Raw genomic sequence first — 18,617 nt, 5'->3', positions numbered from 1 at the left:
GGGGAGTCGTTCGACGGCGCTCAGCGCGCTCTCCATGGCCGCGAAGCTCGCGTCGACCTCGGCAGGCTCGGCGGAGAGCCATTCGCGCATGTCGGACCCGGCGCTGAAGGTGGCCGAGCCGCGCCCGGTGACGACGACGGCGCCGAGCGACGGGTCTTGGGCAAGGGCGTCGACGACGTCGGCCAGAGCCCGCCAGTCGCGGGTGGCGAGGGCGTTGGCCCGGCGTCCGGTGCCCACGCGAACGGTGGCGACCGCGCCGTCGCGCCTGACACTGATCGCACCGTCGGGCCGAGGGCCGGCCGTGCCGTGGCGACGGGCGTCGGTACGCCCCTCGCGACGCACACCGACCGCCCCGGTGCCGGTCATCGGACGGCTCCCGCCGCGTGCAGGTCGGCTATCTCCTCCGGCGTGTAACCGGCTTCGGCGAGCACCTCGTCGGTGTGCTGACCGAGCAACGGGGGCGCGCTGCGGATGCGGGCGGGAGTGTGACCGAGTCTCAGCGGGGAGCCGACGGTGCTCAGCCGTCCCACCGTGGGGTGGTCCAGTTCCACGACCATGCCGCGGGCCTTCGCCTGAGGGCTGCTCAGCGCTTCCGCCACGGTCGCGATGGGGGCGCACGGCACCCCGGCGGCGTCCAGAAGCGCAGCCCATTCGGTGCTGCCGTGCCGGGCCAGTGCGGCTTCCAAGAGGGGGATGAGCTCGTCACGGTGGCGCACCCGGTCGGGGTTGCCGGCGAAGCGCGGATCGGCGGCCAGTTCCGGCACCCCGAGGGCCTCGGTGAGGCGCTGGAAGAGCTTGTCGTTGCCGGCGGCGATCATCAGGTGGCCGTCGGCGGTGGGCAGCGCCTGGTAGGGGACGATGGTGGGGTGGGCCGAGCCGTGCGGGCCGGGTGACCTCCCGGTGGCGAACCAGCCGCCGGCGACGTAGGTGAGCCAGGCCAGTTGCCCGTCGAGCAGGGAGACGTCCAGGTGCTGGCCCCGGCCGGTGGACTCGCGGGCGTACAGGGCGGCCAGGATGCCGATCGTCGCCCACATGCCGGCACCGATGTCGGCCGTGGCGACGCCAGGTCGCAGCGGTGGGCCGCCCGCTTCGCCGGTGATGCTCATCATGCCGCTCTGCGCCTGGGCGATCGCGTCGTACCCCGGCCGGGACGCCCATGGTCCGGTCTGCCCGTACCCGGAGATGGACGCGTAGACCAGCCGCGGGTTGCGGGCGGACAGGTGCCGGTAGCCGAGGCCGAGTCGGTCGGCGGTGCCGGGCCGGAAGTTCTCCACCACCACGTCGGCGCGGTCGGCCAGGCGCAGGACGAGAGCGCGTCCCCCGTCGGTCTTGAGGTCGACGCTGATGCCGCGCTTGTTGCGGTTGGCGGCGAGGAAGTAGGCGGATTCGTCTCCCTGGTACGGCGGCGCCCACTGACGGGTGTCGTCGCCGTCCTTGGTGTCCTCGACCTTCACGACATCGGCACCCAGGTCGGCCAGGACCATGGTGGCCACCGGGCCCGACAGGATGCGGGACAGGTCGAGGACGCGGATGCCGGCGAGAGCGCCGGGAGCGTCGGGGGTGGGTGCGGCGGACTCGGGGATGCTGTGCGGCGGGGCGGTCATGCCTGCACGGTGCCTTTCTCTGAGCGAACACCTGAGTGATCAGGCCCTTCCCAAATTGGATGGACCACTGGACCACTGAGCCGGTGGGCTAGAGTGTCAGGCGGGCCCGATCGGCTGTCAAGGGTGGGTGCCGGGAAGTCGGGGAACCGCACGGGAAGGGGATCTGCGCCGGTGAGTGAGTCGCTGCGTCCGCTGACACGGCCCCGCCTGTACGAACAGGTGGTGGAACGGCTGCGGGAGTACGTCACGACGGAGGGCCTGAAGGCCGGTGACCGCCTGCCTCCCGAAAGGGATCTGGCCGACCGGCTGGGGGTGAGCCGGACCTCGGTGCGGCAGGCGATCGTCGCACTGGAGGTGCAGGGACTGGTCGAGGTGCGCCACGGCGGTGGCACCTACCTCCTGCGCGACCGCCTCAACGCGGAGCCGCTGGAGACGATGATCGACCGGCGCAGGCGGCTGCCGGACGTCCTCGACGCCCGCGACGCGCTGGAGACCAAGCTCGCCGCCCTCGCCGCGGTGCGCCGCACCGAGCAGGACCTGGTCGAGATCGACGCCGCACTGGCCGCGATGGCGGACGCGGTCGACCGCGGGGAGCTCGGCGTCGACGAGGATCAGCGCTTCCACGCCGCGGTCACGACGGCCGCGCACAGCGCGCTGCTGGCGGATTTCATGGCGGAGATCTCCCTCTCCATCGCCGAGAGCCGCACCGAGTCCCTGCGCCAGCCGGGCCGCCCCGCCCGCTCCCTCGAACAGCACCGCAGGGTCGCCGAGGCCATCCGCGCGGGCGACTCGGAGGAGGCGGCGCGCGCCATGCACACGCACATCGACACGGTGGGCCGGGTGAAGTTGCTCGACTGGCAGAGCGGCGGCGAGAGCTAGGGCCGGGGGACGCGTATTCCTCGCCGGGTTCGCCGCGTCCCTGCTCCGCGGCGGCTGGTCCCGCAGCGTTCCGGCATCCGGCCCGGCGCTGGAGCGCGCCCCGTGTCACGGCGCCGAAGCGCCGTACCGCCAGTGCTTCGTGGAGGCCGCCTTCGGATGCGGCCTGTCGACGGGGCGTCGATGACCGACCTCCGGGACATCCACGAGCACGTGACGGACTGACAAGGGGCGCTCCGCCCTTCGAAGCGGCACTGCATACATCCGGTCGGGAAAGCCACACGTCCTGGCGACGGAAGGCGGACTTCTGAACCGGAGGACGGCCGTGGTGACGGGAAGCCGGTGGCGGCTCGCCGAGGTACTGGGGCGGGCCAGGGACATGAACTGGCCACAGGCGCTGCCATGGGCGGGCTTGCGCTACGCCCTCGGGGCCGGTGCGGTGCTGGCCGCCGCAACCGCCCTGTGGGGGCCGCGGCCGGGCCGAGAGCCTGTTGCTGCTGGCCGCACTCGGCCGACTGCGGATCGAGGGACCGGCCGACGTCCTGCTCGGCTACCTGCCCGACCTCGACCTCGACGTGCGCACCCCACCGCTCGCCGCCGGCCACGGGCCCGCCGCGATCGCCGCACTTGGCGAAGGGCTGACACCCGACGGGTCGCGGGAGCCCACCCGTCCTGCGCCCCGATCCTGATCCGAGCCGGCGCTGAGCAGGCGCTCGCAAGTCGGCCGGCCGGCGTCGGCAAGCCGGACGACGATCGGCGGACCTGACGGAGACAAGTGTCCTGAGTGGAGCACGGGACTTCGACGAGGCAGGCTGTAGCCATGCGGTCGCTGTTCGGCTCATCTGATCCTCCAGGAGCGGGCGGGCACAGCGGGGTCCTCCTCAGACTCGCGCAGTGTGTGCCGTTCATGATCATCGTGCTTGCCCTCGGTATCGAGCTCTCGCCCGCACACGCCGTGGTCACCGGTCCCATCCTCGCTGCGATGCCGGCCCTGGCGTCGCTCACGATGGGGCCGAAAGGCACCCTCTCGGCAGCGGCGGGAGCCCTTGCCGTCACCGTGATCACGGCGACCCTCCACGACAGCTGGGCCGGCCAGGCCTACAGCAACCTCCTGTCGCTCTTCGTGGTGTCAGTGGCCAGCATCGTCATGAGCAACACCATGCGCTTGCGCAGGCAGAGCGAGCTCGACCAGGTACGCCGTGTCGCCATGGCAGCGCAACGAGTGGTCCTGCCGCCCGTGCCCGCCCGGCTGGGTCCGGTGCAGATGGCCAGCATGTACCGCGCGGCGGAGACGGGGGCCCAGATCGGGGGAGATCTGTACGAGGCCGTGCACACCCGGTACGGGGTCCGGATGATCGTGGGGGACGTCCGTGGCAAGGGACTGCCCGCCGTGCGGTTGGCCGCCGCGGTGCTGGGTGCCTTCCGGGAGGCCGCGCACTATGACGCCGAACTGGTCGAGGTGATGAACCACTGCGCGGCCGCACTGGAGCGGCAGAGCACCGGGAGAAACGTGATCGATCAAGGTCATGAGGCAGAACGGGCCGAGGACTTCGTCACCGCCGTCGTCGCTCAGGTGTGCGACAACTGCACGGTCCAGGTGGTCAATCGCGGCCATCCACCGCCGCTGATGCTGCGCAACGGCAAGGTCGAGGCACTGATGCCCACCTCGCCGCTGCCGCCCCTGGGCCTGGAGGACTTCCTCACCGTTGCGCCGGCCAAGGCGGAGCACTATCCCTTCGAGCCCGGTGACCGTCTGCTGCTGCACACCGACGGCGTGATCGAGGCCCGCAGCCCTGACGGCATCTTCTTCCCCCTGCACGAGGCCATGGAAGCGGTGCGCCCCTGCACTCCCTCGGAGTTCCTCGACCAGCTCCACCAGGGATTGATCCACCACACCGGGGGCCGCCTGGCGGACGACGCGGCGATGCTCCTCGTCGAACGGCTGACGCAAGGAGGTGAACACGGAGGGGAGGCCAAGGGGGAGGCCACCGCCTCCTCCACGGACGGACGCCACTGACCGAAGAGGGCACTTCGTACGTCGCCGCCTGCGATCGACGTGGGGCGCGGCCGGACGGCTGTCCCTTCCAGGCCTGGCCGTTTCCGTGTCCCGCGCTCGGGCGGGTGGCCGCCGAAGCCGGCAGCGAGCAAGTGCCCGCGCCCGCAAGGCGATCGGGGTCCGCCCGACAGCTCTGGCTGCGTCGCGTTCCTGAGGGACCGGAGTGAGCCGTACGTGCGCGAAATGTGCGCTGATCGTACGCGTTCCGTACGGTTACCTGAGCTAGGGTAGGGGCCGGAGGTCATCCATGTCGGAGTTGTTCGAGGCGGTCGAGGCGTTGATCGCGTCCGCGTCGCCGCTGCCGCCGCCGGAGGAACGCAAGCGGCTGCGCCAGGCGCACGGGCTGACGCTGGATCAGGTCGCCGGCGCGTTGAAAGTACGGCGCGCCACGGTGAGCGGCTGGGAGAACGGGAAGACCGAACCGAGGCCGCCCGAGCGCGAGGCCTACGCGCACCTGCTGAAGAAGCTCGCGGAGCTCTACCCCGCTCAATCCGCCCACTCCGCCGACTCCGCCACGGCAGCCGCCACGCCCGCCGGCGAGACGTCCGCGACCGTGCCCGCGCCCTCGGGGGCCGCACCGGCGGAGGAACGGACTCCGTCCCCCGGGCAGGCGCCGGGTGCTGCGGCCGTGACGGCCGCCACCCTCCCGTCGCACCCCACCCTCGCAGCGGAGTCCCGTCCGGCGGCCGCCACAAAGCGGTCGACGACCCGGCCGGAGGCGAAGAGGGCCTCCTCGAAGGAGCCCGCCCCGCAGAAGGCCGCCGCCCCGCGGAGGCCCACTGCGACCGCACCCACATCCACCGAGTTCGATCCGCGGTTCGAGAACGGCCCGCTCGCCGTCGTCGACGCCGACCGGGACGGCCAGGTCCTCGCATACTGCGTCGGCGGCCTCGTCCTGGACGTACCCGCCAAGTCCCTGCCGTCCCTGGTCGAGTGGACCCTGACCGAAGCCAGGCTCGGCGCGCCGCGCCTGAACGGCTCGGGGAAGGACGCGGATCCGCTGCTCGTGCTCACCGCCTCCGCCTGCGAGCGCTACGGGCTGCCGGACCGGCTCACCCAGGACGAGCGCCTCGCCGGGCGGATCCCCGACTCCCACAAGGCCGTCAAGCAACTGCAGCGGGCCGACTGGCAACTGACCAAGCGTGGCTTTGGGCCGTGGGCACGGATCTACCGCCCGGCCGAGGACGGCAGGCGACAGTGCGTGCAGCTGTGCATCCCCTCCTGGGACGCCCTGGACACGCGCCACTGGGAGGGCGCGGCGCAGCTTCCGCCGGCGGAGCTCGCCCGGCTCCTGGGCACCTACGCGCAGCGGGTGATGACTCCGCGCGGCTCCACCGCGGTGACGGGCCTCGAGCTGATGACCGCTCTGCACCCGCCCACGAGGGCGAGCGAACCGGACGCCGCCGGCCGCCGTCACAGCGAGCACAACCCCGGCTCGCTGGGCAGCCATCCGGTGGACTGCGCGCCGTGCGAGGCGCCGGACGGGCACCCGCTCCTCGCCGACCTGCCACGGTTCCACCAGCGGGGCCCGGCCGAGATCCTGCTGGAGGAGGCGTACGACTGGGCCCGGCCGCTCACGGACGACGAGTGCCTGAAGCGCTATGTGGTCGGCATCGACGTCAACCTCGCCTTCGGCGCGGCGGCGAACGGCGCGGTCGTCGGTCTCGCCTGCGAACCGGTCCACGTGAAGCACCCGACCTTCGACCCGAAGCTGCCCGGCTCCTGGCTGGTCGACCTCTCCCATGTCGACCTGTCCCGCGTGCTGGTCGGCAAGGAGCGGAAGCACCTCGACGGGGATCTGCTGCCCAGCCCGTTCACCCCCAGGGGTGACCGGCCCGAGGGGCCGGCCTGGTACGCGACGCCGACCGTGGCCTATGCCGTCGAGCTGGGATACGACGTCGCACCCCTCGAGGCGTACGTCCGAACCACGAGCGGTCGTTACCTGGACAGCTGGTACAAGCGTCTCCGCGACGCGTACGTGGCCACCATGGCCGACCTCGGTGTGCCGGAGGGGCTGACGCCGGAGGAGTTCCTGACGGCCATGGACGGCTACAAGCAGCGCGATGCGGAGATGGCGGTCGTCCTGTCCGCGATCAAGGCGACCGTCAAAGGCGGCATCGGCAAACTGAGGGAGCGCCCGCGCGGCGGCGGATGGCGCCCCGGCAGGCCGTGGCCGGCACTGTCCCGGCCGACCTGGCGGCCCGACATCCGCGCCGCCGTCATCTCCCGGGCCCGTGTCAACATGCACCGGAAGATGCTGGCCCTCGCCGCGGCCACCGGACGGTACCCTGTGGCGATCCTGTCGGACTGCGCCGTCTACGCCGCCGACGGACCGGGCCCGCTGGACGTCCTGCCCTACCAGGGCGGCAAGACGGTGCCCGGCAGCTTCCGGCTCGGCGTCCTGCCGGGAATGGTCAAGCACGAGGGCACCCAGACCACCCTGTGGGCCGAAGAGGTGCGCGAGAAGCACGGCCAGGACCTCAACCTGGCCCGGTACATCAAGGACGGCCACGTCACCGCCACCGACGGCGGAGAGTAGGAAAGGGGCTGACCGATGGACACGGTCGGGGACGGCCTCGAAGAGGTCCTGCAGAAGGCGTTCACCCGCCCTGTTCCCAAGAGCGCCGGTGCCCAGGTGCGGTACCTCGTCAAGCAGCTCAAGGGCACCAGGCCGGTGGCCGAGCTGCTCGGCATCACCCAGCGCACCGTCGAACGCTATGTCAAGGACCAGATCAGAAGGCCCAGACCGGAGCTCGCCGAGCGGCTCGAGCGCGAAGTCCGCCGACGCTGGCAGCCGCAGGTCCGAGCCCGGGCCAAGAAGCAGGCGGCCAGCAGGACCGGCATCGTCATCGACACCCGCGCCCGCTTCGGGTACACCGCCGCCCCGGGCACGACCGACGACCCGCGGCAGCGGCACCTGACGGTGGCGCTGCCCCCCGAGTTCGCGGCGCGTCTCTTCGATGCCCAGGAACAGGGGGCCACCGAGCAGCAGTTGCGTGACATCGCAGCCGAGGGCTTGGGCGAGATCTACTTCCGTGACCGCGGCCGCCGCGCCCAGGGCCTGGAGGTGCAGTTCACCGACGTGGAGCATGTGGAGTTCGACCTATAGGCGCACCGACGAGGTTTCGGCGACGGCGCTGATGTCGTCGCGCAGCGGGTGCATAGGATCGCCGGCATGGCGCTGCGACCCGTGATGGTGAACATAAAGGCTCTCGATGCATCGGCGGTCGGCCGGTTCTGGGCGGAGGCGCTCGGCTGGAGTGCCTACAGTCCCGGCGTGACCACCTATGTCGGACCCGCCGGCGGCCTCGTCTGGCCGGATCCGGTCGTCCTCGGCATCGACGTCGTTCCCGTCCCGGAACCGAGGACAACGACAAAGAACCGTGTGCACCTCGATCTCGCCACCACCTCTGCGGCCCATCAGGCGGAGACGGTCGCGCGCCTTCAGGGCCTCGGTGCGATGCCCGTCGACGTGGGCCAGGGCGAAGTGCCGTGGACCGTCCTCGCCGACCCGGAGGGCAACGAGTTCTGCGTGCTGGAGCCTCGGGAGATCTACCGGGACACCGGGCCGATCGCCGCGGTGGTGGTCGACTGCGCGGATCCGCGGGCCATGGCCCGGTTCTGGGGTGAGGCGCTGGACTGGACCCTGCACGAGGTGAGCGACGATCATGCGGTGTTGCGCTCCGCCAAGGGCGTCGGCCCGTACCTCGAGTTCCTCCGCACGCCGGACGTGAAGACCGTGCCGGACCGCGTGCATCTCGACCTGCTGCCGTACGCCGGCGACGACAGAGCAGCGGAGGTGGCCCGGCTGCGGGCCCTCGGCGCCACCGACCTCGACCTCGGCCAGGGCGACGTCCCGTGGACGTGCCTGGCCGACCCGGAGGGCCACGAGTTCTGCGTGCTCGCTCGGCCCTGACGCGGGGCCTCGACGGCATCCCGACAACACTCGACTCGCCCACCCAAGCGCTGAGTCAAGCGGCCTGAGCGTCCCCACCACATCTGCCCGCCGAGCATCTCGCGGACCATGGTGTGCAGGATGCATGCCGTCGTCGCAGCCGCGGAAGATCCTGCCGGGCCGGCCGTCGAGCTCGTGCGGCCCGCGGCCCGCGGCCCGCGGCCCGCCCCGACATGGCGTGGCTCACTGACCGGCACCCGCTTGACGCTCTACGTCGAGGTGGGTGTGTTCGCGTTGCGGCTCTCGTCGATGAGGGCGGCGAAGGCGTCGAGGGTGCGTCGCAACCCGAAGGCGTAGGCGTGCTCGGGGTCGTAGGCGGTGCCGTGTGCCGTGCCTGCCGCCGTGCCGACACGGACGGCGGTGGGATAGGTGTCGGGGTCGAGGACCCGGGCGAGCAGCGGGGCGTTGACCTGCCACCACTGTTCGTCGTTCATGGCGCTGTCGTGCTGGGCGGCCCGGGCGTCGGCGGCGGCGCGGGCGCATGCCTGGACGAAGGTGAGCAGGTAGGTGAGGCAGTCGTCCATGTGGATGTCGCTCAGGCCGAGGCCTTCGAACGCGGACAGCTCGTGCTCGTACTTCCGCATCAGGCCCGGTCCCAGCGGGGGCCTGGAGGTGGAGACGGCCGCGGCCCAGGGGTGGCGCTCGAACAGTGCCTTGTTCTCGTCGGCGATGGCGGTGACGCGTTGGCGCCAGGGCTGCCCCGTTGTGTCCGTGCGGGGCATGCGGGCGTAGGCGGCGTCGAGCATCAGGTCGAGCAGCTCGGCCTTGCCTGGGACGTAGGTGTAGAGCGTCATCGGTACCACGCCGAGTTCCTGGGCGACGCGGCGCATGGTCACCGCGTCCAGGCCTTCGGCGTCGGCGACGGCGGTGGCCGCCTCGACCACCGCGTCGATGCTCAGCCCGCGCCGTGGCCCTCGGCCGCGGTCGGGGGCGGCCTCACGCCAGAGCAGTTGCAGGGTACGGGCCGGGTCGCCGGCGCTGGTTCGGTCGGTAGGCACGGGGCCAATCTTCTCGCATTCGATCTCTGTACGATGTACATTGTACTTCGTACAGAGAACTCGACATGAAGGAGCCCTTGTGAAGGTCACTTCCAGTGCCGTGTCACTCAACGTCGACGATGTCCAGACCTCCAGCGCGTTCCTCCGTACGCACTTCGGGTTCCGTGAGGAGATGGCCGCCGACGGGTTCGCGTCGCTGACGCGCGACGACGTCGGCATGAACGTCGTCTTCCTGCGGCGGGGCCTGCAGACCCTCCCGGCAGACCAGCGTGACGAACACGCCGCCGGACTCATCCTCGCCTTCGTCGTCGACGACCTCGAGGCCGAACTGGCGCGCCTGCGTGCCGAAGGCGTCACGGTCACCATGCCGCTGACCGAAGAAGAGTGGGGCGAGCGGGCTTTCCAGGTGCGGGACCCCAACGGCGTGATCGTCCAGTTGGTCGACTGGAACGCCACCGCCGGTCAATGAGAAGCTGAGTGACCGACTGTCACCGGATGTTGCGCGTGCCTTGTGGAGACGGCTTGTTCAGGCGTCTCCGCGGGGTCTGCGGTCAGTCGAGTTCCTCGGGTCCGTGGTGGGCGGTCCCCGTTCCTGTCGTCAAAGCCGAGCACCGGTGTCCGTAGGGCCGGTGCCACCACTCCTCGGGCGGTTGACCGGGCCGTCGAAGGCCGCAGGCCGCCCGCTAGTCCTTGGCGGCACGGACCTCTGCTGCTCGAACGCGCGAGCCAGTGTCCGAGGGGTCTTCCGTTTTGGGGAGCGGAGGCGTATGTTCCGGTTACCCCGCGACGGCGCCTTTCGAAGCGTCGGCCCGCCGGTCCCGGGACGGCGGGCCACGCGGGGGCCAAAAGTGCCTGGTGTCCTTCATCGGGCGCCGCCCAGGCGCCCACAAGCAGCCGCCGCGGACGCGGGGCGTCTGCGGGCGTCCGCGGTGCAGGAGACGCGCTCCTGCGGGCGTGGGCCCCGTTCGAAGGACGACCTCCCGGTCGCCGCGTGCTCGCCGACATCGACCGTGACGGGAGCCGGTCATCGCCGGTCTCACCCGTGGGCCGTCGGGGGCAAAGCAGCCCGCGCCCAGGCGTGCCTGCCGCCAGGCCACCTCCACCACGCTGAACAATCGGCCTGGCCTGCAGTCAGGCGCGGGTTCGCGCGGCACAGAGGGGAACGGCCGATGGGCACAGCAGGGCGTCCGAACCGTAGAGCTCTGCTCACCGGCTCACTCGCGAGTGCCACGGTCGCGCTCGCGGGGTGCTCGTCGACGAGCACCGCCACGCGGGGGAGCACCGCCACGCGGGAGAGCACCGCTTCGCCCGGACCGCGGCCGACCACGCCCGCCGCCGCGTTCACGAGGCTGATGGATGGCAACGGACGCTGGGTGAGCGGAAACCTTCAGCATCCCGACCGGGATCCGGACCGGCGTCAGTTCGTGGCTCAGGAACAGGAGCCCTTCGGGGCGGTTCTGTCGTGCATCGACTCCCGAGTGCCGCCTGAGCTTCTCTTCGACACCGGGCTCGGCGACCTCTACGTGATGCGTACGGGCGGGCAGGCGGTCGACCCGGTGGTCACCGGTTCTGTCGAGTACGGACCCATGACGAGTGGCACCTCGCTCATCGTCGTCCTCGGTCATCAACGCTGCGGCGCCGTCAAAGCGGCGTACCAGTCCATGCGTGACGGGAAACCTCTGCCCGGCAACCTCCAGGCGATCGTCAATGCTCTGCGGCCGGCGTACGAACAGGCGGTGAAGCAGGGCGGCGCCGACCCGGTCGAGACGATGGCACGAGCCCAGGTCAAGTTGACCGCCACCGCGCTTGGCTCCAACCAGGACCTCGCCCCACTGGTGCGCAGGGGCTCCCTGGCGGTCGTCGGCGCCTACTACTCACTCGACACCGGCAAAGTGCAGGTCCTGGCCGGCGCGCCTTCCTGAACCGGCCGCGGAGAAGCCGGACGGAGGTCGCCGGGAGCCCTCCGGAGTCGTCCGATCGTCACCGCCGCAGGGCGCGGCGGTGACTTCGACGGCTCGGGGTACACCTTCCCAGCACCTGCTTTGCCCGGAGCTCTAAGAGCCCCGAACAAAACGGGCGCCCGGCTGGCGACGCCCATGCGCAGCCACGGTCCCACGGCCTCGGGATCGCGGATGTCCACGATCCGCCGCAGCGCCACGTCCGGGCCCGGCCTCAGCAGGCTGACCGCCACCGCGCGCATCCCGGGCCGGTGCCGCTCCAGCAGCAGGGCCAGCGCCGACACATCGCCCGCCTGCGCGGCCCTCTTCAGGACCACGTCCTGACGCGGGCCGACGTCCTGTGGCATTCCGCCCATACTTCGTCCCTCGGACCCCGACGCATGTTTCTTGCGAGCCTACGCCCCGACTCCAGGTGTGTCCGGGCGAGCGGGACATGTGCGGGCTTGACCGGCGGCCGCCGATCAGGTCCGAAGGATCTCAGTACCGGTGGTTGGCCTGCCCGAACGACCAGGTCTTGCAGGGTGCCGTAGCTGGTGTTCGTGTAGTTGGGGCCGGCAGTTGGAACACTCTGCCCTGCCGGGGCGGTCGAGCGCACTGGTGAAGGGGAGACGTTGAGCCGGGCCGACATTAAGTCATTCGACTGTCGCCCCGGGCCCGTGCCCGGACGATTCTGGAACAGTCGCCCGCGTGCCGGTGCCGGGTGGTCGTCATGCTCGGAGGAGCCAGCCGTGAACCGTACTCCCGTCGTCTTCATCCATGGCGCGTGGTTCCATGCGCTTTCCTGGGAGTCGTGGGCACAGCGCTTCGCCAGCCAGGGGTTCCTCGTCTTCACACCGGGATGGCCGGGGGAGGCCGCCGCCGCTCGGGAGGTGCGCAAGTCGCCCGAGGCGCTCGGCGGCGTCGGACTGGACGCGTTGACGGACCACTACGCCGACATCGTGCGGTCGTTCGAGGTTTCGCCGGTGCTCGTCGGCCATTCGGTCGGTGGGCTCATCGCGCAGCACCTCATCGGCGCCAACGTGGGCCGGGCAGCGGTGGCGATCGCTCCCGCCCCGGTCAACGGCGTCCCGCTGTCCACCTCCCGGACCGGCTTGTGGACCCCCGACCCGGCGGACACCACCGACCGGCTGGTGCCCCTGTCCCCGAAGCAGTTCCACCACGTCTTCGCCAACACCGTCGAAGCGGAGGAGTCCGACCGGCTCTTCGAGCGCTATGTGGTGCCGGCACCGCGCCGACTGCTCACCGATCTCGGGCGCGCCGACGCGGAGCGCAGCCCGCGCGCGATGGCCGACATCGCCAACGAACGTCGCGGCCCGCTCCTGCTGATCTCCGGGCAGGAGGACCGACTGGTGCCCGACTCCGTGACGCGCGCGGTCTACAAGCAGTACGGCGACTCCACGGCCGTGACCGACCTGAAGCAGTTCGCGGACCGCGCCCACTCGCTGGTCATCGACAACGGATGGCGCTTCGTCGCCGACTACGTGCTCGGCTGGCTCGACGAACGCGGCATCCGCGGCCGTCCCGCGGAGGGCTGAACACACCGCAACCGTGACAGAACCTGTCGTCCCGGGCCGTCGGCACCACTGCCGTCACACGGTACGGGGTCACACGCCACGGTCACACGTTCTGCTCGCCGGGGATCTTGCCCAGTGCGTCACGCAGCGCGGCGCGCGAGGTGATGCCGAGCTTGGGAAAGACGCGGTACAGGTGGGAGCTGACCGTGCGCGGCGACAGGTGCATGCGTTCGCCGATCTCCTTGTTGGTCAGGCCGCCGGCGGCGAGATCCGCGATCCGGCGTTCCTGCCAGGTCAGCGCCGTGAGGTGCGCCGAGGAGGCGAGGGTGGCCGCCCCGGTGGCACGAAGCTCGGCCCGCGCCCGTTCGGTCCACGTGGGTGCGCCGAGCCGTTCGAACGTCTCCGCGGCCAGGGTCAGGGACGGCCGTGCGGCTTTGCGTCCTTGGGTGTGGCGCAGGCGGATGCCGTGAGCGAGGCGGATGCGGGCGAGTTCGAAGGGGAAGACGGCGGCGTCCGGGTGGGTCTCGGCGCGGTCGTACATAACGTCGGCTTCGGTCGGATCGGTGGCGGTCATGGCCAGGGCGCCGTACGTGACCAGGGCGAGCCGCGGGGAGATCTCGGGAAGGCCGGCTTCTTGTGCGGCGAGGGCGTGGGCGCGGGCTTGTTCTGAGCGGCCGGTGTGCAGGGCTGCTTCGACGAGATCGAGGAGGGTGCGGGACGCCTGGTGGGCGTAGGGAGCGAAGGAGCCGGGCGGTGTGATGCCGATGGCATGGAGGTAGGCGGCTTCGTAGTCGCCTTCGCTGAGGGCGGCGGTGGTGCCGATGGCGTCGGCGATCTGGGCGAGGAAGCCGATGCCGCGGGGACGGGCCCAGGCGTCGACGACGGCCTGGAGTTCGCGGGCGCGCTCGGTCTGGCCACGCAGCGCGGCCAGCAGCCCCAGGTACGCACGGCTCTGGTGGGCGAACAGCGCATTGCGATGAGAGGTGGTCAGTTCCAGGCAGCGTTGTCCTGTGCGCTGGGCCTCGTTCCACTCACCGACCGCCATCTGGTCGAGCATGATCAGGTGCAGCATGGTCATGCCGACCGACACGGCCCCCGTCTCGACCTCGCGGTCCACGGTGCGCTGCAGATGCCGCCGGTACTGGCTGAGCGTGTCCACGTGGTAGGCGGCGGCGCACAGGCGGGTGACGTCCCACGGTTCGAGGTCGCGGACTCCTGAGAAGGCACGCTCCACCCGCTCGTGCACGCCCGCACCGCGCCGCACGACGTCGCCCCAGGCGTCCTGGTAGATACGTGACATGGACGGCACCAGGCCGCCGAGGGAGCCGAGAAGCTCATGAGTCCGTATCCAGGATGTCTCGTCGCTCGCGTACTGGTTGATGGCCAGAAGCAGGTTGACCAGTCGTGTGAGCATCTCGTCCGGCTCCCGTACGCCGCCGGCCCGCATGCTCTCGATCGCCGTCAGCACCTGACGCTGCGAGGACCGTACGTCCCCGTCCTCGTACAGCGCGACGTAGGCCGATGCGACCACCGACGCCGGGGACTCCCGCTGCCCGAATGCGGTGTCGGAGCCGACCAACCGCTGGGCCCGGTCCAGCTGGCCGGCGTGCCCGGCGATGAACGCCGCGCTGCCGAGCCTCCGGGACCGGTCCTCGTGGCTCTCGCTCAGCTCCGCGGCCCGGGTCAGCCAGGCCACGGCGGCAACGGCGCCGCCGCGCCGGGTGGCGGAGTCCGCGGCTGCCTCCAGTACGGTCGCGACCTGCTCGTCGGGATCGACCGTCGAGGCCGCCAGGTGCACGGCGCGCCGCTCCAGGTCCTCGCGGTGTACGTGGGCGAGAACGGCGTGGGCCGCACGCCGTTCGTTGGGGGTCGCCATCTGGACCACCGTCGACCGCACCAGGGGGTGCCTGAAGACGAAGTCACCGGTGAGCGGGTCGATGCCCAGCAGGCCGCAGCCCGTCGCCTCGTCGGCGTCCCTCATGCGGTAGCGCGTGCGCCCCGGACGGCCTGCCGCGGTGCCGGCCTCGACGCCGTCCAGGGCGCCGCGCAGCAGCTCCGCGCGCACGGCGTCGCCGAGGGTCGCGATGCGGGCGCCGTACACGTGCTGGAGCCGCTGCGGCAGCGGGACGCCGGTGTACCCGGGCAGTTCCTCGGGGTCGCGTCCCGCCCGGTGGCCGCGCACGTGGGGCGGCAGTTCCAGCAGGGCCAGCGGATTTCCCTGGGCCTCGTCCAGCACGAGACGGCGGATCTGGGGCTCCAGCCCGGGATGGCGCATGTCCAGGAGCTGTTCGGAGGCCTTCTCGGACAGCGTTGTCACGGGCAGTTCGGGCAGCGCGGCGGTGTCGAAACCCGAGGGTACGGCGGCGCGCAGACCGACTATCAGCTTCACCGAGCTGCCGGTGAGGCGGCGTCCCACGAAGCCGCAGACCTCGGTGCTGGAGGCGTCGAGCCACTGACCGTCGTCCAGCACCAGCAGGAGGGGTTTCTGCGACGCTGCGAGCGACAGCAGGTCCAGGACGGCGATGCCGAGGGTCATGACCGACGGGGGAGTCCCCTCGCTCCTGGCGAACACGACGTCGAAGACTCTCCGGTGGACCTCGTCCAGCCGGTCCAGGTAGGACAGCAGCGGATACAGGATCTGGTGCAGCCCCGCGAACGGCAGTTCCGACTCGGCCTCGACCCCGGCCGCCCGGATCACCCTGTGCTGCTCACCCGTTGCGAGATCGGCCACGTGGTCCAGCAGGGTGCTCTTGCCCACACCCGTGTCACCCCGCAGGACGAGAGCCCGGCCCCCGGAGGCCGCCACGAACGCCGACAGCGTCTCCTGTTCGCTTTCGCGGCCGACCATGGTGCCGGTGATCGACTCCACTGCCCCCCACTCCCCTTCCCCGCCGAACACTCCGGTCCGACGCCGGCGTGCCGCTGCGCCCGCCACCTCTTCTGCTCCACGTGGAACGAAGACTAAATGTCCGCGTGGCTTTCGTCACTTGATAGGGCCGAAATGTTTCTTGCCGGACATATGGCCCACCGTACGCCGGGTGTGCCTCCGGCCTACGGGTCATGAGCCGTCGGCTACGGCGCGCGGACCGGCCCTACCGTGGCTGTCGTCGAATGGGAACTCTCGTTATACGTATTTACTGTGCATGTGTGTGCGGATGCCCGCAGGCGCACTGCTGGTGAAGGCCGTGGAACGAGTCGAGCGACGGGGGACGCGGCCGTACCGCCGCCGCACAGGCCGGCCCTCGGGACACGTGGACACATGTGTTCCCGAGGGCCGTCGGTGTGTCAGGGTGCTCCGAGGCCGTGCAGCAGGGTGTCGACCACGACGTCCGCCGCCTGTGCAGGGCTCAGTTCGGGCAGTTGCCGGGACACGAGGTGCATGAGCTGGGGCAGCAGTGCGCTCGCCCATCCCTCCGGGAGACCGGGGCGCAGGAGGCCTTCGTCGGTGGCGCGTTCGAGGAAGGCGTCGACCTCGCGGACGGACCTGTCGCGGCGCGCGTGGACGCTGTCGTCGGCGAGCATGCGGGCGAGGTCGACGGGCCAGGTGCGGTTGACGGCGATGATGTTCTCGACGTAGCGGTGCAGGGCGACGGCGACGGGTGCCTCGCGCAGTCGTGCGTCCTCGATGGCGTGCTCGATCGCCGTGAGGCGGGATTCGTAGATGGCCGCGAGGAGTTCCTCGCGGGAGGCGAAGCGGCGGTAGACCGTGCGTCGGTCCACGCCTGCTTCGGCTGCGATGCTGGCGATGCTGGCGCCGGGGTCGGCGGCGAGCATGCGTGCTCCGGTGGTCAGGACGGCTTCCAGGTTGCGTGCTGCGTCGGCTCTCACCGCACCGAGTCTAGTGGCGGAATGTGAAGCCTGAGACATCTACTGCCTCGCAAGAGGGGAAGTCTGCTCATTAAATGCTACAGTAGCGTGACAGATAAGTCGGGGAGTGCCAGACGGGTGGGTCTCGTCGTCCGGCGGCGGTCGGCACCGTCCACGTGCACCACGTCAAGAAAGGCAAGTTCTGATGTCGAAGGCATGCAACCCCCCGTCACCCAAGGCGGGTGGTGCCGCCGCCGCGATGAGCGCGCTGGTCCTGGCGGTCCTCCTCGCAGCCCTGGACCAGACGATCGTCTCCACCGCGTTGCCCCGGATAGCGGAGGACCTGAACGGGTTCGACGACATCGCGTGGGTCAGCGCCGCGTATCTGCTCGCGTCGACGGCCGTGACACCGTTGTGGGGCAAGCTCGGCGACATGTTCGGCCGCAAGCGGCTGTACCTGGCCTCCACCTCGATCTTCCTGATCGCCTCGGTGGCCTGCGGTCTGGCGCAGAACCTGCCCGAACTGATCGGCGCCCGTGTGCTCCAGGGCGTGGGCGGCGGCGGCATGATCGTGCTGACCTTCGCCCTCGTCGGTGACATCGTCGCGCCGAGCGAACGCGGCCGTTACCAGGGCATGTTCGGTTCGGTCTACGGCGTCGCCAGCATCGTCGGCCCCCTGCTGGGCGGTGTCTTCACCGACCAGCTGTCCTGGCGGTGGGCCTTCCTGGTCAACCTGCCCGTCGGCATGGTCGCCCTGGCCATCGCCGCGCGGGCGCTGCCCGCAGCCACCCGGGGAGCAGGGGCCCGCATCGACTTTCTCGGTTCGACCCTCCTGGCCGCCATCGCCACCGGCCTGATCCTGATCACCTCCTTCGGCGAGCGCTGGGGCTGGGGCTCGCCGGCCATTCTCGGACTGATCGCCGCCACCGCTCTGCTCGCCGTGCTGCTGGTGCCCGTCGAGCGCCGCGCTGCCGCCCCGGTCCTGCCGCCGGCCATGCTGGGCTCCCGGACCGTGGTCTTCTCCTCGCTGATCGGATTCTTCGCCAACGCCGCGATGTTCGCCGCGCTGGTCTACCTGCCGACGTACCTTCAGATCGTCCACGGTGTCTCGGCCACTCTCTCCGGCATCCACATGCTGCCCCTGGTCGCCGGGCTGGTCGTCAGCCAGTCACTGGCCGGACGCTGGGCCGCGCACGTCGAGCGGCTGCGAGTGGTCCTTCTGGTGGGTCTGCTCGCCAACCTTGCCGGGCTGCTCCTGCTGGGGACCATCGGGGCGAGCACCGACACCCTCGTGCTCAGCGTGTACTTCCTGATCACCGGTATCGGCATCGGCATGGTGCCCATGGTGGTGCTGACCACCGTCCAGAACAGTGTGCCCGCCGCCGATCTCGGCGCCGCCAGCGCCGTGGTCACCTTCGCCCGCTCCATCGGCGCGGCCTTCGGTGTCGCCGTCTTCGGCACCCTCCTCAACACCGGTTTCGCCGACGGGACCCGCGGCCTGACGACCGCCGGCGGCTTCGACGCCGCCCGCCCCGACACCATCGGCCATCTGCCCGCCGCCCTGCGCGACACCGCACGGGACGCCTTCGCCCACGCCACGGCCACCGGCTACCTCTGGATCGCCCCCACTCTCGTCGTCGGCATCCTCCTCGCCCTCTTCCTCAAGCCGGCTCGGAAGCCCGGTGAGAGGGCCGGTAGCACGGACCCCGCCAGGGACAAGGACGCCGTCCCGGCCGCCTGAGCCACCGGACAACACGCCCTCGACCGGCCGACGCCTCACCGGGTGCCGGCCGGCGGCGTCTCCGGACGCCCGCAGGGCCGGCCACACGCCGCCGTTCACCGGGGCGCT

At 71.1% G+C, this 18,617-nt stretch carries 15 protein-coding genes and 1 pseudogene; 10 read left to right on the top strand and 6 right to left on the bottom strand.

Going from position 1 to position 18,617, the window contains the following annotated elements; all coding sequences use genetic code 11:
• Together C3488_RS24320 and C3488_RS24315 are read right to left on the bottom strand one after the other, a co-directional pair.
• The coding region (locus tag C3488_RS24320; protein ID WP_181139174.1) for an enoyl-CoA hydratase-related protein at positions 1-366 on the bottom strand (366 nt) is incomplete at its 3' end.
• The gene (locus tag C3488_RS24315; protein WP_103842758.1) at positions 363-1,604 is read right to left on the bottom strand and encodes a CaiB/BaiF CoA-transferase family protein; all 1,242 of its coding nucleotides are present in this window, start codon (positions 1,602-1,604) and stop codon (positions 363-365) included. The genes C3488_RS24315 and C3488_RS24320, both read right to left, overlap by 4 nt.
• A 171-nt stretch (positions 1,605-1,775) precedes the next feature.
• Here C3488_RS24315 and C3488_RS24310 point away from each other — a divergent pair, with 171 nt between their 5' ends.
• The 6 genes from C3488_RS24310 to C3488_RS24285 all read left to right on the top strand — a co-directional run bounded on the left by C3488_RS24310 (position 1,776) and on the right by C3488_RS24285 (position 8,452).
• Positions 1,776-2,483, top strand: coding sequence for a FadR/GntR family transcriptional regulator (locus C3488_RS24310; protein WP_103842756.1), 708 nt, complete (start codon positions 1,776-1,778; stop codon positions 2,481-2,483).
• Between the two features lie 488 nt (positions 2,484-2,971).
• Entirely contained in the window at positions 2,972-3,169 is a 198-nt protein-coding gene (locus C3488_RS24305; RefSeq protein WP_258053624.1) for a hypothetical protein, read from the top strand.
• Positions 3,170-3,387: 218 nt separating this feature from the next.
• Entirely contained in the window at positions 3,388-4,497 is a 1,110-nt protein-coding gene (locus C3488_RS24300) for a PP2C family protein-serine/threonine phosphatase (RefSeq protein WP_258053623.1), read from the top strand.
• 286 nt (positions 4,498-4,783) lie between these two features.
• A complete protein-coding gene (locus C3488_RS24295) occupies positions 4,784-7,075 on the top strand; it encodes a helix-turn-helix domain-containing protein (RefSeq protein WP_103842753.1) in 2,292 nt (763 codons plus the stop codon).
• Between the two features lie 15 nt (positions 7,076-7,090).
• A complete protein-coding gene (locus C3488_RS24290) occupies positions 7,091-7,645 on the top strand; it encodes a DNA-binding protein (protein ID WP_103842751.1) in 555 nt (184 codons plus the stop codon).
• A 66-nt stretch (positions 7,646-7,711) separates the two neighbouring features.
• Positions 7,712-8,452, top strand: a complete 741-nt coding sequence (locus C3488_RS24285; RefSeq protein WP_103842749.1) for a VOC family protein — start codon at positions 7,712-7,714, stop codon at positions 8,450-8,452.
• Positions 8,453-8,700: 248 nt separating this feature from the next.
• Here the strand turns inward: C3488_RS24285 and C3488_RS24280 are convergent, their stop codons facing one another.
• The gene (locus C3488_RS24280; protein ID WP_103842747.1) at positions 8,701-9,489 is read right to left on the bottom strand and encodes a TetR/AcrR family transcriptional regulator; all 789 of its coding nucleotides are present in this window, start codon (positions 9,487-9,489) and stop codon (positions 8,701-8,703) included.
• A 79-nt stretch (positions 9,490-9,568) separates the two neighbouring features.
• Between C3488_RS24280 and C3488_RS24275 the strand changes: the two genes are divergently transcribed.
• Positions 9,569-9,958: a VOC family protein gene (locus tag C3488_RS24275; protein ID WP_103842745.1), complete on the top strand. Its 390-nt coding sequence runs from the start codon at positions 9,569-9,571 to the stop codon at positions 9,956-9,958.
• Positions 9,959-10,862: 904 nt separating this feature from the next.
• Positions 10,863-11,411 carry a carbonic anhydrase gene (locus C3488_RS24270; RefSeq protein ID WP_258053622.1) on the top strand — a complete coding sequence of 183 codons (549 nt, stop codon included), beginning with the start codon at positions 10,863-10,865 and terminating at the stop codon, positions 11,409-11,411.
• 155 nt (positions 11,412-11,566) lie between these two features.
• On the opposite strand, the pseudogene C3488_RS41770 reads toward C3488_RS24270, so the two are convergent.
• A pseudogene (locus C3488_RS41770) lies at positions 11,567-11,803 on the bottom strand (sigma-70 family RNA polymerase sigma factor); the annotation flags it as partial.
• A 372-nt stretch (positions 11,804-12,175) separates the two neighbouring features.
• Between C3488_RS41770 and C3488_RS24260 the strand changes: the two are divergent.
• On the top strand, positions 12,176-12,982 hold the full coding sequence (locus C3488_RS24260) for an alpha/beta hydrolase (protein WP_103842741.1): 807 nt from the start codon (positions 12,176-12,178) through the stop codon (positions 12,980-12,982).
• A gap of 82 nt (positions 12,983-13,064) precedes the next feature.
• Here the strand turns inward: C3488_RS24260 and C3488_RS24255 are convergent, their stop codons facing one another.
• Both C3488_RS24255 and C3488_RS24250 read right to left on the bottom strand, forming a co-directional pair.
• Entirely contained in the window at positions 13,065-15,809 is a 2,745-nt protein-coding gene (locus C3488_RS24255; protein ID WP_103842766.1) for a LuxR family transcriptional regulator, read from the bottom strand.
• A gap of 437 nt (positions 15,810-16,246) precedes the next feature.
• A complete protein-coding gene (locus tag C3488_RS24250) occupies positions 16,247-16,735 on the bottom strand; it encodes a TetR/AcrR family transcriptional regulator (protein ID WP_103842739.1) in 489 nt (162 codons plus the stop codon).
• Between the two features lie 238 nt (positions 16,736-16,973).
• Here C3488_RS24250 and C3488_RS24245 point away from each other — a divergent pair, with 238 nt between their 5' ends.
• Positions 16,974-18,509, top strand: a complete 1,536-nt coding sequence (locus C3488_RS24245; protein ID WP_103842737.1) for an MDR family MFS transporter — start codon at positions 16,974-16,976, stop codon at positions 18,507-18,509.
• The last annotated feature ends 108 nt before the right edge of the window (positions 18,510-18,617 follow it).

Source organism: Streptomyces sp. Ru72, from assembly GCF_002920635.1.
Taxonomy (GTDB): domain Bacteria; phylum Actinomycetota; class Actinomycetes; order Streptomycetales; family Streptomycetaceae; genus Streptomyces.
Note: the sequence above shows the minus strand (reverse complement) of the source record. Positions and strands in the feature narration are given on the sequence as shown.

What these genes read in the sequence shown, in the direction of transcription:
- C3488_RS24315 (WP_103842758.1), bottom strand. Translation starts at nt 1,604, where the DNA reads ATGACCGCCCCGCCGCACAGCATCCCCGAGTCCGCCGCACCCACCCCC.
- C3488_RS24300 (WP_258053623.1), top strand. Translation starts at nt 3,388, where the DNA reads ATGATCATCGTGCTTGCCCTCGGTATCGAGCTCTCGCCCGCACACGCC.
- C3488_RS24295 (WP_103842753.1), top strand. Translation starts at nt 4,784, where the DNA reads ATGTCGGAGTTGTTCGAGGCGGTCGAGGCGTTGATCGCGTCCGCGTCG.
- C3488_RS24290 (WP_103842751.1), top strand. Translation starts at nt 7,091, where the DNA reads ATGGACACGGTCGGGGACGGCCTCGAAGAGGTCCTGCAGAAGGCGTTC.
- C3488_RS24285 (WP_103842749.1), top strand. Translation starts at nt 7,712, where the DNA reads ATGGCGCTGCGACCCGTGATGGTGAACATAAAGGCTCTCGATGCATCG.
- C3488_RS24255 (WP_103842766.1), bottom strand. Translation starts at nt 15,809, where the DNA reads ATGGTCGGCCGCGAAAGCGAACAGGAGACGCTGTCGGCGTTCGTGGCG.
- C3488_RS24250 (WP_103842739.1), bottom strand. Translation starts at nt 16,735, where the DNA reads ATGCTCGCCGCCGACCCCGGCGCCAGCATCGCCAGCATCGCAGCCGAA.
- C3488_RS24245 (WP_103842737.1), top strand. Translation starts at nt 16,974, where the DNA reads ATGTCGAAGGCATGCAACCCCCCGTCACCCAAGGCGGGTGGTGCCGCC.